This window comes from Flavobacterium glucosi (assembly GCF_048286535.1).
Classification (GTDB): domain Bacteria; phylum Bacteroidota; class Bacteroidia; order Flavobacteriales; family Flavobacteriaceae; genus Flavobacterium.
The window spans coordinates 185,707-199,551 of record NZ_JBLVPK010000003.1 but is presented as its reverse complement, the minus strand read 5'-3'; the positions used below and the strand labels follow the sequence as shown (position 1 = coordinate 199,551).

Here is a 13,845-nt window from a genome sequence, read left to right as displayed (position 1 = left end):
TATTGTAAATTTATTTTTTCTTATCGTAACCTAATATTTTCAAGACATCTTCAGAGGTTTGTTGTTCTGAAAACACCTCCGTGGCCAAAAATCCGTTTTCATCTCTGTCTATTAATATGTGTTTTGGCTGCGGAATTAAACAGTGATGTAAACCTCCATATCCACCTATAGTTTCCTGATAGGCTCCTGTATTAAAGAATCCAATATATAATGGTTTTTCTTTATTATACTTTGGTAAATAGATGGCATTCATATTCTGCTCTGAATTGTAATAATCATCGCTGTCACAAGTCATTCCACCTAATAAAACCCGCTCGTATGTGTCATTCCAGCGATTAATTGCCAGCATGATAAAGCGTTTGTTAATTGCCCAAGTATCGGGTAAAGTAGTGATAAAAGAGGAATCAATCATGTTCCATTTCTCTCTGTCATTTTGTTGTTTTTGATACAAAATCTGGTAAATAGCGCCACCACTTTCACCTACAGTATACGAACCAAATTCAGTAAAAATATTTGGAACATCAACTTCGGCTTCTTCACAAGCTATTTTTATCTGATTGATGATTTCGTCAATCATATATTGATAATCGTACTCAAACGCCAATGAGTTTTTTATTGGAAAACCACCCCCAATATTTAATCCGTCAAGAGTAGGACATTCTTTTTTTAATGCCACGTAAACCTTGATACATTTTACTAATTCATTCCAGTAATAAGCGTTGTCATTGATACCGGTATTGATAAAAAAGTGCAACATTTTTAGTTCCAGTTTCTTATTTTCTTTGATTTCTTTTTTGTAAAAAGGAACAATATTTTTGTATCCAATTCCTAATCTTGAAGTGTAAAACTCAAATTTAGGTTCTTCTTCCGCAGCGATTCTAATTCCTATCTTGAATTTGTTTTTAATCTGACCTTGAAGCAAATCGAGTTCTTCATAATTATCAATAATTGGAATCGTATTTTTATGACCCGTATTAATAAGTCGCGCTATGTTCTCAATATATTGATCTCTTTTGAAACCATTACAAATGATGTAGGTGCTTTTATTTATTTTACCGTTTGCCAATAAGTTCTCGACAATATTTATGTCAAAAGCAGATGATGTTTCAATATGAATGTTGTTTTTGAAAGCCTCATTCATTATGTATTCAAAATGAGAACTTTTTGTACAGTAGCAATAGTAATATTTTGCTTCGTACTTATTTTTTTCCATTGATTTACGAAACCAGCTTTTGGCTTTGTTAATATTATTGGAAATTTGAGGTAAGTATGTGAATTTTAAAGGAGTACCATATTTCTCTACTAATTTCATCAAATCAATATTGTGAAACTGAAGATTATCTTTGCTTAAAGTAAATTCTTCTTGTGGAAAGTAATAGGTTTGATTGATTAAATCTGAATATTTTGTATTCATTATATTTTTTGAATTATAGGTTAGAATTGTGAACAATAACTTAATCTAAAATTCAAACTCGGATATTTGCATAAATGATCTGAAGTTTCTCGTTTTCTGCTTTCATGTATTGGAAAATATCAAAACTAAAGTTTCCTTTAATAGAATAAAACCGTTTCAATATTCTTAGAAAAGACATATTGTTTCTGGTTTTATTAGAATTATAATTTCGCTTGTTTTGACTTTTTTTCATCGATGTAAATGTAAAAAATATTATATACGCAATGCAATCCTTTTTATAAAATAATAATTAAGATTTATAATCCTGAAATGCTTCAAGAATTAATTCATTTTCAACAGATTGATTGATTTTTATTTTTCCGATACCTTCTATTAAAGCAAACTGTATGATTCCATACTCGTTTTTTTTGTCGTGTATTAATAATTTCATGATAATTTCAATATCATTTTCCTCAAAAATAATGTTGTCATATATAGACTTTATACTTGATTTTATCTGAAAATACTCATCTGGACTGATTAGTTTTTTATGTAATGAAATGTAGCTTTCTAATATCATCCCAACTGCAATCGCTTCACCGTGCAATAAAGTAGTTTTAGTTTCATTATCCAAAAAATAACTTTCAATGGCATGGCCCAATGTGTGACCAAAATTCAATGATTTTCGAATGTTTTTCTCCGTTGGATCTTGAATTACAATTTCATTTTTAATTTCGACAGAACGGTAAATCAATGCATCAAAATCAGCAAAATCTATAGATTTTAGATCTAAAAATTGTTCCCAATATTCTTTATCATATATTAAACCGTGTTTTAGCATTTCGGCTAGACCGGAACGCATTTCATTCTGAGGTACCGTTTCAAGATATTGGGTATCGATAAGCACCATTATTGGAACATTAATAACGCCAATTTGGTTTTTTAAATTCCCTAAATCAACTCCGTTTTTTCCACCTACAGAAGCATCAACCATTGACAGTAATGTAGTAGGAATGTGAATAAAATCTACTCCACGCTTGAATGTTGAAGCAACAAACCCGCCTAAATCAGTAACAACGCCACCGCCCAGATTAATTATAAGACTTTTTCTGTCAGCACCAAGTTCTGTTAATACATTCCAAATTTGGACGCAAGTCTCAATATTTTTATTTTCTTCACCAGCATCAAATTCAATGATTTCAATAGTAAGGTCAGTCTCTAAAAAAGGGAGAAATTTTGGTATACAGAATTCATTTGTACTACTGTCTACAATAATAAAAAGTTTGGAATACTTATTTTCTGTCAAATGAAGGTTTAAGGCTTCATATCCTTTTTCGTTGAAATGAATCGGATAACTGTTGGCTTGAATAGATTGCATCTGTATGGATTAATTGGAATCGCAAAATAAGGCAATTTTTGCTAAATAATATTCAAAACTCTGTCTATATTTGTACAAAAATGTAACAAATAATGGAAAAAATATTCAATAATACACAAGTTGCCTTTTCATTAAAAAGTGATACGGAACTTGATAGAGCTTATTTTCTTTTCAAAATGATTGATAATCAACCGCTAGTGCGAATCGGAACTGCGGTTACTAATTTTGCCCTTAAAGCAAATCTTCCTGTGGAAGGTTTGATACGTGCTACGGTTTTTGACCATTTTTGCGGCGGAGTAAATGAAGTGGACTGTCTTTCTGTAGTTGATAAAATGTATACCAAAGGAGTTTCATCTGTTTTGGATTATTCTGTAGAAGGAAAAGAGGAAGAAGAACAGTTTGATGCTGCACTTGAAATGACTTTAAAAACCATTGAATTTGCCAAAGAACGTCAAGCAATTCCTTTTGCAGTTTTTAAACCAACCGGTTTTGGTCGTTTTGAATTGTATGAGAAATTGGGAGAAAAACAAACCTTAACTCCAGAAGAGCAAGCGGAATGGGATAGAGTAGTGGCCCGTTTTGATTTGGTTTGTAAAGATGCTCATGCTAAAAATGTTGCCTTGCTTATTGATGGTGAAGAAAGTTGGATGCAAGATGCGGCGGATGATTTAGTAACCGAAATGATGCGCAAATACAATAAAGAAAAAGCCATTGTTTTTAATACTTTGCAAATGTATCGTTGGGATCGTTTGGATTACTTGAAAAAATTACACGAGCAGGCCAAAAAAGAGGGATTCTTCATCGGAATGAAATTGGTTCGTGGTGCTTACATGGAAAAAGAAATTGCACGTGCCGAAGAAAAAGGATATCCATCGCCAATATGCGCTTCAAAAGAAGCAACGGATGAAAATTATGACACTGCAGTTCGCTATATGATTGAGCATTTAGATACGATGTCTATTTTTGCAGGAACCCACAATGAGTTAAGTACGTATACTTTAATGGAATTGATGCAGCAAAAAGGAATCAAAACAAACGATGACAGAATTTGGTTTGGTCAATTGTATGGAATGAGTGATAACATCAGCTACAATCTGGCTGCTCATGGCTATAATGTTGCTAAATACCTGCCTTTTGGTCCCGTAAAAGACGTGATGCCATACTTGATTCGTCGTGCGGAGGAAAATACTTCGGTAGCAGGGCAAACGAGTCGTGAATTATCGATGATAAAAGCAGAACGTAACCGAAGAAAAGGGAAATAGAAATCAGTATTCAGTTTTTAGTATTCAGTTATATAACCTAGAAAAAAACTCCATTCAATACGCTGAATGGAGTTTTTTTACGTCAAATTACTACTAAAATTTAAGAATTACTGAACTGTAAATTGCTTAAATTTTTATAGATACCATTTTCTAAAGCTATTAATTCTTGATGCGTTCCTTGTTCGGTAATTTTTCCTTTATCCAAAACCAGAATTTGATCAGCGCTGCGAATGGTTGAAAGACGGTGTGCGATAATAATACTGGTTCTTCCCTGCATTAGAATTTCAAGCGCTTCCTGAACTAGTTTTTCACTTTCACTGTCTAATGATGATGTGGCTTCATCGAGGATCAAAATACTTGGATTTTTCAATAATGCTCTGGCAATGGCAATACGTTGTCTTTGTCCTCCGGAAAGTTTAATTCCTCTTTCACCCACGATAGTTTCAAATTTTTCAGGAAAACTTTCGATGAAATTATAGGCATTGGCTTGTTTTGAAGCAGTAAAAATTTCTTCTTCGGTAGCATTTGGTTTTCCATAAGCAATATTTTCTCTGATGGTTCCTCCAAATAATATGACATCCTGAGGTACAATACTCATGTTTCCACGAAGGTTTTCTAAATCAAAATCATAAATATTTTTCCCATCTACCAATATTTCTCCTTCATCAATATTGTAAAAGCGTAATAAAAGGGAAGCAATAGTCGATTTTCCGGTTCCACTAGGGCCTACAATAGCTATTTTTTGCCCGAAATTAGCAGTAAAACTGACGTCTTTCAATACTTTGATTTCTTTTCTCGAATGATAACTGAATGCGACATTTTTGAACGTAACATTACCTTTTATTTTTGGAATTTCAGCAACATCTTGAACTGAATTAATTTTTTCAGGAGTTTCGTCCAATAATTCAAAAACACGTTCTGTTGCGCCAATCGCTTTTTGGATTTGGGCATAAAGCTCCGCAATACCTCCAAAAGAAGCTCCAACAAATGTAGAGTACAGTACAAAAGAAATCAATTGTCCCACACTCATTTCGCCGCTAATACTTAATCGAACACCAAACCAAACTACAGCTACAATGGCTCCAAAAAGGCAAAAAATAATAAATGAAGCGAAGTACCCTCTGTATTTTCCACCTTTAATGGCAATGGTAACAACTTCTTTTATTTTTCCGTTATAACGGGCAATTTCGTACCATTCATTGGCGAAAGCCTTAACAATACTGATGCCTTGCATGGTTTCCTCAACGATTACCTGACTTTCGGCTACTTTATCTTGAACGTTTTTTGAATATTTTCTAATGAACCGTCCAAAAATAACAGCAGCAACAGCCACAAGCGGAACTACGGATAACATTAATAACGTTAATTTGATACTTTCATTTGCTAATAAAAGAACGCCGCCAATAATTAAAATAAATTGTCTTAAGAATTCGGCAATTGTAGACGTTAGGGTGTCTTGTATTTGAGTTATGTCTGAACTGATTCGGCTGTTTAATTCACCTACACGTTTTTGAGAGAAGAAAGACATGGGTAGTTTTACCAAATTACTGTAAAGCGATAATCGAAGATTAGCTAAGGTGTTTTCAGTGAAATTGACAAATAAATACAATCTGAAAAACGAAAAAATAGATTGCAGAAATAAGATTACAATTAGACCTCCAGCAATCATGTTAGCTTGTGAGTTATCTTTATTTTTTACACAATCTATCAACATTCCCATCAATTTAGGAAAGGCAAGAGCAGTCGCGCCTGTAAATAATAAAAAAATTAAACCTACGTAAAATTTCCAACGGTGATTTCCTGCATATTGAAATATTACGGTTGCTTTTTGGAGTGAACTTGCAGTAATTTTTGATTTTGGTAAATCATTTTCTTTGAACCTGGCCATTATCTATTGTTTATGACGCAAATGTAAGACTATAACGAATCAATACAAAAAAATAGTAGCGTTTCATTACTAACATAAAGTGCTATTATAGAGCGTAAAAGCAAATAGAGTCAATATTATATTAATTTTTTTTACTGTTTTGCTTGTAGATACAATTTCTAACTGTATATTTGCACTCGCAATAAGGAAATGAAAATATCTAAATTGTACAAGGGCGATTAGCTCAGCTGGTTCAGAGCACCTCGTTTACACCGAGGGGGTCGGGGGTTCGAACCCCTCATCGCCCACTGTGAGGGATTACCGAAAGGTTTTCCCTCTTTTTTTTGTATATAAGACACCCTTTTTCCTCCATTTTACCGGCATTATGAGAAAACACATTCAACATCGTAGGTGTTCGATAGATACCCTTTTCATAGTACAAATTGCCATCGAACACCATGTTTACAAACTCACGCTTTTGCAAAGTATCTGACTTGGTTAGCTTTAGCACAGTTAGCACCTGGACCATTAGCTATTTATTTTGGCTATTCTTACTGCACTAATAGCTATTGCTGTAATTTTTGCTTTACTTTATATTAATAAAATTCAAGAACCATCTATTATTGCTTTTTCAGCAGTATTAGGTATCATTATAAAATTAATACTATGAACAGAAAAGAGTTTTTAAAATCGAGCACTTTATTAGGTGCAGCTTCGCTAATTCTTCCAACAAATAATGCATTTGCCACAAATTTAGCGGACAATTCAATTGATAAATTGGTTGATGCAAACGGCAATTATATTCAACAAACGCTTCCGTATAGTGAAAGTTTTTTAGAACCTTATATGGATGCCGAAACCTTACATCTACATTATACTTTTCATCACGGTGGCGCAGTAAAAGGAGCGAATAAGGATTTGCAAATGATAAAAAAAGCATTGGACGAAAACAATTTGGAAACCATTGATTTTTGGACAAAAAAATTATCACATCATTTTTCATCACATATACTACATTCGATTTTTTGGACAAATCTTACCAATAAAAACACGTTACCGCAAGGTGATTTGTTGCGGCGAATAGAAAAAAGTTTTGGGAGTTTTGATAAACTTAAAATCTTAATTGCTGCTACGTCAAAAAATGTAGATGGCAATGGTTGGGGCATTTTAGCGTATCAGCCTTACAGCGACAGTTTGGTAATTTTACAATGCGAAAACCATGAAAAACTAACACAATGGGGAGCCATTCCTTTATTGGTTATTGATGTTTGGGAACATGCCTATTACTTGAAATACAAAAACAAACGAACCGATTTTGTCGATGCCTTATTTAATATCATCAATTGGGATAACGTAGCGATGCGATTGAACGATGCGTTAAAATTGACGCAATAAAATGATAATTACACATTATTCAAAACAACTATTATATAAGGTTTTGTAGCCCTATTTAAATTAAGTAATGATTAAAATTAAATGGCGTATTTTAATGAACCCTAAATATATTCTTTGCTACAGATTTGACAGGTTATCAGAGATTAATTTGTCAGATTGTATAAAAATATTTTTTTTTCGTTAAAATCTGTGGCAAAAACTCTGAGCGATAAAATGGTAAATTAGCACGATATTGCTATACGTCTTTTTTTTTCAGACATCGTCCTCTCGGCTCATCACCCTCATGAAGCACTATATCGGAATGCAGGAACTGTGCGGCGGCGGCTGAATCTTTAACTTTGGTAGCAGATCGTTCTAACATTTCTGATTCAAACTCAGTTAATACACTTTCCCTAACTCCAGCTTTTCTCCATGGAGATGCAGCTCTACATCCTGTTGTTATTCCCCGAGCTAGTGCAAGTGCATCCAGCAACGCTTGATTCGCCCCCTGTCCTTTGAATGGACTCATTGGGTGAGCCGCATCTCCTATCAGAGTTATTGATCCGCCTTTTTGTAATAATTCTGACTCAAGTAATTCTCGGTCATACACGGGATATCCAGAAATTTGAGTTTCTAGAGTCGCTGCTAAAATTTCAGGTATAGGGCTATGCCACTGTGTTCTACGACATGCTTCTTCCTTGAGTGCTTGAGGTCCTTGAACATTTAATGCTTTAGCCTCTTTTTCTGGCATTGGGAAGCTAAGTTGCCACATCACTGAGTCTGACGTATAGGGCATTATGTAAATTCGCTCATTGCCATTGGCGGTTTGAAATACAGTGGCCGAGTCCAGTAAAGTACTAGTAGCACCTTCGATAGCCTTCAAAGGACAAATACCCAATATCACAATACACCCCAGGTACCGTAAAGGGGTCATATCTTCACCAATCAGCAACCTGCGCACCGAACTACGAATACCATCAGCTCCAACCACAAGATCCGCTCTGTAGCGCTTCATTTCTCCGTTTACTTGAAAGTTGAGATTAACACCGCCACTTTCAGATTCCTTAAAATTGACTAACTGGTGTCCCCACTGTACAGCATCCTGTCTGCCGAGTTGTTCTAGTAGCGCAAAGCGCAAAGATTGTCGAGCGATATGCACATTTGTACGTCTCTGAGTGGTTTTCGCATCTGACTGTATCCACTTTCTGATCCCCCATTCACCGATCACTTTTCCTTCTGTAGTATGAACCACGTGTCTTGTTGAAATTACCCCTGCTTCTAATGAGAAAATACCTAATCCTTCGATCGCTTTACTAGCCTGTTGCAAGGTGAGTCCATAACCCTGAGATCGAGCCTCAAAGTCAGTATCTCGCTCATAAAGGGTAAAAGGAATTCCGCGGTGCAAACAAGCCACAGCTAGAGCCACTCCGCCTATACCACCGCCAATAATAGCAACGTGTGGGTAGTTTGCTTCATCAGCTACAGGAGGACTGGAAGAACGAAGTAGCCCAGATCCCGAACATTTCAAGCAGGAGTGAAGGTGACCTTTAGGAGGAATTGGAGTCGTCCCTTCGCCATTCGTCTTTTTAAATTGGTCTAATGCTATCTGGTAGTTTAGTCGCGCTTTCTTAGTTAGGCCTCGACTTTTCTTGCCTCTTCCTTGACATTCTAAGCACATAGTCCAGCTTACCTCTTCATTTTTCACTTTCTCTTTATTTAACTAATGCTGGTCCTAATTAATAACTTCTATATGATTTAACGTGAAAAATTTACATTTTTCAGCGTTTTGCCGCTTGTGGCAGTTGCGTAGCTTTAGGATAAAAGATTTACAGCACAAAACTACTTTTTCAAATTGAAATAAAAAGTATTTTATAGCGCTATTTATTGAAATTTTCTTTAAATCCTGCAAAAAAATGGTCGTTAACAGGTTTTTAAGTCCCTCAAGACAAACTTCATTAGAAACAATGGAGTTTTTTTATTTCTTACAGTCTATATAAGTAACAACCATTATATAATGTCGTGTTTAAAAATTAGACAAAATAACGCAACAGATTGATTTTAAACTACTGTTTGTAATATTACTCCTTTTGACTTTACGACGTTTAAACTTTTGACTTACTTAGATGTTAGCATTCAAAAAAATCACCATAAAAACTAAAGGTTTCTTAAATTGATTTGAATGCATTTTTACTTATCGTAAATTAGTAATACGATAACTTAAATATACAAACCATGAAAACGAAAATTACTTTTATAGCATTATTATTGGGTTTTGTACTATCGGCGAATGCTCAAAAGAGAATAGAAACCACTGAATTACCAAAAGTAGCACAGGAATTCTTGCAAAAATATTTTAGCCATACATCAGTTGATATCGCCAAGAAAGATCCGGAACATGGTGAAAAAGGATATGAAGTCAAACTTAAAGACGGTACCGAAGTGGAATTTTGGAAAGACGGTTCTTACCGAGAGGTAGATGGTGGCGATAAACCAATACCAACCGCATTTATTCCTGCCTCAATCAAAGATTACGTGGCAAAGAATTATCCCAATGAAAAAATCACGCACATTGATTATGGGCACAAAGATCTAGACGTGGATTTAACAAACGGTATTGATTTAGAATTTACCAAAGACGGGAAAATTTTAAAAGGGAGAATAACTAAATTATAAGAAAATAGTTCGTAAACGGTATTATGTGCCAGTAAAAAAACTCCATTAGTAATAAAGAGATTTTTTTAAGGTTAAAATATTGCCTCAAAAATTTAAAAACTTATTTTATACAATCAATAATTGATTTTAGCATCTTAACGTCTTTAATACGTCGTTTATTTTTCTAATAATTTTTCAGTTTTAGTTAAGAATTTTTTTGTGGCTTCTTCAATATTAATATTCATTCTCTCAGCCAAAACGGAGAGCCACCAGATAGATTCCCCTAATTTGTGTTTGAGTTCATCTTGGGTATTTTCTTTTGGCCATCTTCCTTGCTGCGACATCGCAAGTCTTCCTACTAAGCCTGCATCGGTAAGGAAAGCTAAGGCATCTTCTGCTACGGTCCACTCACTGCCGTGATGTATAAGTTCTAATTCGTGGTAGCATTCTCTTATTTTTAAGGAACGTTGTTTCAATTGTTCAAAGTCTATTGATGCCATTAATGTAAATTTTTAGTTTGTTTTAAATGTTGAAATCAGTTCAAGAAATATTTTTTAGAATAAAGCCTACATCAATCCAAAGCAATTGGAGCCGATAGACAACTTTCAGGAATGTCAAATGCTTTTACTAAAGAAACGGCATCCGGCCTGATTTCCCAGCAAAGCTGATTCACCATCTTGCGTATGGCTTTTGTTTTTGCACCTTCCATATAGCCATCTTCAAGATACCAGCCTTTATTTTTTTAAATCTGTGAAAGAGCATATAATTGACTCAATTTCAATACAATATCTTTACTTTTTTTGTCTTCGATACCCTGAATGGCTTTTTGAAATTGCTCCAGAACAATTCGTTCGAGATAAGCCTGAGCGACATCTATCATTTGGTGCTGTACAACATTAAATGCATCATAAGGTTCAAGGCCGCTATCGATTAGTTTTTTTAATCGTTTTGCTGCAGAAGCTAATGTCGTTTTTTCCCTGTGTTGAAAAGCATTCAGATGAAACTCGTCATCGAGTATATGGACATCGTCTGTTTTTCGGGTTACAATTGGATTTTTTTCAGAAATTACAGTCTTGGCACTTTCATAAACGTAATTAATTATTCCCATCGCATCCATTTCCCCAAATGATTTTCGGAATTCGGATAAACGATTCTTAGCGACCAATTGCATCAATACAGTATTATCGCCTTCAAAAGTAGTATAGATTTCAGTGTCATTTTTTAAGGCGTCTATCCTGTTTTGGGATAGATATCCTTTGCCACCGCAGGCCTCGCGACATTCTTGTAAAATAGCAGTGGTACTCCAGGTTGAGTAGGCTTTCATTCCGGCAGCGAGGGCCTCAATTTCCTGCATCTCAGACTCCTTTTTATTGATAAAACGGGAAGTCAAATAGTGCAATGCAAAATGGATGGCATAGGTTTTTGCCAGCAAAGGAATTAGTCTGCGTTGATGCATGCGGTAATTTAAGATTGGGACTTCTGAGCCTCCTTCGGGGCCAAATTGCCTGCGCTTGTCACTATATTTAATTGCTATTGTTAATCCTGATTTGGCTGCAGCCAATGCAGATCTCGGAATCCCAATTCGGCCACCTACCAAAGTTCCCAGCATTGTGAAAAACCGTCGATTGTCACTTGGAATTGGGCTTTCAAATTTCCCTTTATCGTTTACCGAGGCAAAGCGATCCAGCATGTTTTCTTTCGGGATGACAACATTTTCAAAACTAATGGTCCCGTTATCGACCCCATTGAGTCCCATTTTAAGCCCGCAATCACCAATGGTAATACCTTTCAGGATTTTACTGTTAGGATCCCGTATGGGAACAATAAAGGCATTCACACCATAATCAATTTTAGCAATGATCAATTTGGCAAAAACCGTAGCCATTTGACCGTGTACAGCTGCGTTACCAATGTATTCTTTCTGCGCCTTTTCATGCGGTGTATGAATGGTAAAAGTTTTTTTATCGTGGTTATACGTCGCTGTAGTTTCCATTCCTTTTACATTCGAACCGTGATTGGTTTCGGTCATTGCAAAACAGCCGGGCAATTGGAGTGAACCAATATCTTTTAAGTATTTACTATAATGTTTTTCGGTACCAAGCGATTGTATACTCATTCCCCAAAGCCCAAATTGAACCCCAAATTTGATTACCAGACTTAAATCATGATAGCTCAATGTTTCCATGATGGCAAAATAATCACCAATGTTTTCGCCACCTCCGTATTGCTTTGGATAAGCCATATTACCTAAATTTTCTTTTGCCAGGATTTTACACCAATCGTATACTTTTTCACGATAAATGGCAGTATCTGTCGAAGTTTCGTAGGCAAACTTTGGTCTGCTGATGATTGACTTGACCTTCTTAATAATTGCGGACTGTTTTCCATCCAGAATTTGTGTCAATTTTTCTATTTCGAATGTACTGGCTGTTTGATAATTTGAAGTAAAAGTCTTTGATTTTGTTTTAAAATTTCCAATTGCTTCTTCGCCTAAGATTCCCAGATCGTTTTCTAGTTTTATAAAAGCAGCTACAAGATCTTTAATGACGGTATCGTTTTCTGAAAGCTCAATTGAAATATCAAAAATGGATTTGATTGAAGGCTTTTCTTGAATAATTTGCTCGATTTCAGCTTTCCAATCAGCGAGCTGTTCTCTGGATGGTGGCGAGGAAATGGCTACTTTTAAAAGAAGATATTCCTGTTCCTTTTCGGAAATCCAGCTTTGTGAACGGATAAAATTTTGTAGCGTAATGAATTCTTTTTGTGTTAATAGGTCGTCTGACCACACCAGATAAAAAAGAGGTATAAAGGCTTTGAGCTTTGAATTTTCCATAGTAAACTTTTAATAAAATAAAAATTTTAAGTTTGGTTAAGATAGGAAAATTTAATGACCAAAGGGAAGGAATAATGGTATACTTATAAATTAAGAAGAGAATATGATTATATTTTTTGAAGAAAAAATGAAATAATATTAATCCAATGTCAAGGCGCCTAAAATTTCTTCGGACATAAAAGGTCCGCCGGGATATTTAGCTGTATAATCCAGATTCATCCATATTTGGCCACGCTCATCAACATGATAATGAAGTTTTTGTTCATTACTTTCATTGACAAATAACACATTCTTAATTAGAAAATTGACTTTTTCTAAATCAGTAAGTGAACCTATCAGTATTTCTGGATAAATATGTCCTGTAGTATGGATTAATCGAGGAGTTCCACCTATAGACTTGATACTGGCAGCCATTAATATCGAATGATCATCACAATCGCCAGAAAAATAGAGTAGTGATTCTGTAGCTGTAGCGATATAATCCCGTGCTTTTGGGTCGCTTACATAGTTCCATCTGCTATTTATTTCTTTAAAAACAGCAAAGCATTGTATAATAGTTCTATAATCAGAATACCCTTTTATGTCTTTGAAATGTTTGGAGGTTGCCATAATAGCAAAATTCCTAATTTTTGGATTTTGATATTCTATAGCATTGATAATTTTTGATTTATTGGGAAAGGGAAGCAATTTTGCAATGATAATATCTTGTGGATATGGATTGTCTGACATCGTGTACATTATTGAATTATAATCTTCAAAAACGCTGTTAAATCCATAGTTTCCAATAGTTGAACCGTAAATTAAAATCAATAAATATAGAATGATACAAAAAAGAATAATCGTTCTTAAGTATCTAAGAATGATTTGAATAATGACAATCATTATCAGAAATAAAACTACTCTGTCAATATTAAGGGGCCAATTTGGATTGATTAAGTTCTGATGCAAAATGATAAAAACCGGAATGGCAATTAATATGTTCAGGATAAAAATAATAACGTCATCCCAGGGTTTTTTGACCTGAAATCGCTGTTTTATACCCTGAAAATTAATTTCTTTTATTTTTATCATAGTCAAAATAAAACC

At 34.7% G+C, this 13,845-nt stretch carries 9 protein-coding genes, 1 tRNA gene and 1 pseudogene; 4 read left to right on the top strand and 7 right to left on the bottom strand.

The genetic code is table 11. The features are described from left to right. Positions 1–10 precede the first annotated feature (10 nt). Positions 11–1,414 carry a type III PLP-dependent enzyme domain-containing protein gene (locus ACNQGD_RS06720; RefSeq protein ID WP_417995120.1) on the bottom strand — a complete coding sequence of 468 codons (1,404 nt, stop codon included), beginning with the start codon at positions 1,412–1,414 and terminating at the stop codon, positions 11–13. Between the two features lie 289 nt (positions 1,415–1,703). Further along, on the bottom strand, positions 1,704–2,771 hold the full coding sequence (aroB, locus tag ACNQGD_RS06715; RefSeq protein WP_417998754.1) for a 3-dehydroquinate synthase: 1,068 nt from the start codon (positions 2,769–2,771) through the stop codon (positions 1,704–1,706). A 92-nt stretch (positions 2,772–2,863) separates the two neighbouring features. Between aroB and ACNQGD_RS06710 the strand changes: the two genes are divergently transcribed. Further along, positions 2,864–4,033 (top strand): proline dehydrogenase family protein, encoded by a 1,170-nt coding sequence (locus ACNQGD_RS06710; protein ID WP_417995118.1) that lies wholly within the window; start codon positions 2,864–2,866, stop codon positions 4,031–4,033. A 100-nt stretch (positions 4,034–4,133) separates the two neighbouring features. On the opposite strand, the gene ACNQGD_RS06705 is transcribed toward ACNQGD_RS06710, so the two are convergent. Beyond that, positions 4,134–5,921, bottom strand: a complete 1,788-nt coding sequence (locus ACNQGD_RS06705) for an ABC transporter ATP-binding protein (RefSeq protein ID WP_417998753.1) — start codon at positions 5,919–5,921, stop codon at positions 4,134–4,136. Positions 5,922–6,133: 212 nt separating this feature from the next. Between ACNQGD_RS06705 and ACNQGD_RS06700 the strand changes: the two genes are divergently transcribed. Both ACNQGD_RS06700 and ACNQGD_RS06695 read left to right on the top strand, forming a co-directional pair. Next, a tRNA-Val gene (locus tag ACNQGD_RS06700) sits at positions 6,134–6,208 on the top strand. A 358-nt stretch (positions 6,209–6,566) separates the two neighbouring features. Continuing rightward, on the top strand, positions 6,567–7,295 hold the full coding sequence (locus ACNQGD_RS06695) for a superoxide dismutase (protein WP_417995290.1): 729 nt from the start codon (positions 6,567–6,569) through the stop codon (positions 7,293–7,295). Positions 7,296–7,530: 235 nt separating this feature from the next. Here ACNQGD_RS06695 and ACNQGD_RS06690 read toward each other — a convergent pair whose 3' ends face one another. Then, positions 7,531–8,952 carry an FAD-dependent oxidoreductase gene (locus tag ACNQGD_RS06690; protein ID WP_417998939.1) on the bottom strand — a complete coding sequence of 474 codons (1,422 nt, stop codon included), beginning with the start codon at positions 8,950–8,952 and terminating at the stop codon, positions 7,531–7,533. Positions 8,953–9,506: 554 nt separating this feature from the next. Here ACNQGD_RS06690 and ACNQGD_RS06685 point away from each other — a divergent pair. Next, entirely contained in the window at positions 9,507–9,947 is a 441-nt protein-coding gene (locus ACNQGD_RS06685) for a PepSY-like domain-containing protein (protein ID WP_417998752.1), read from the top strand. A 155-nt stretch (positions 9,948–10,102) separates the two neighbouring features. Here ACNQGD_RS06685 and ACNQGD_RS06680 read toward each other — a convergent pair whose 3' ends face one another. The 3 genes and pseudogenes from ACNQGD_RS06680 to ACNQGD_RS06670 form a co-directional block, all read right to left on the bottom strand. Beyond that, positions 10,103–10,426, bottom strand: a complete 324-nt coding sequence (locus ACNQGD_RS06680) for a nucleoside triphosphate pyrophosphohydrolase family protein (protein ID WP_417998751.1) — start codon at positions 10,424–10,426, stop codon at positions 10,103–10,105. A 71-nt stretch (positions 10,427–10,497) separates the two neighbouring features. Continuing rightward, positions 10,498–12,759 (bottom strand): annotated as a pseudogene (locus tag ACNQGD_RS06675) (acyl-CoA dehydrogenase family protein). A gap of 138 nt (positions 12,760–12,897) precedes the next feature. Continuing rightward, positions 12,898–13,830, bottom strand: a complete 933-nt coding sequence (locus tag ACNQGD_RS06670) for a transglutaminase (RefSeq protein ID WP_417998750.1) — start codon at positions 13,828–13,830, stop codon at positions 12,898–12,900. Positions 13,831–13,845: the final 15 nt, after the last annotated feature.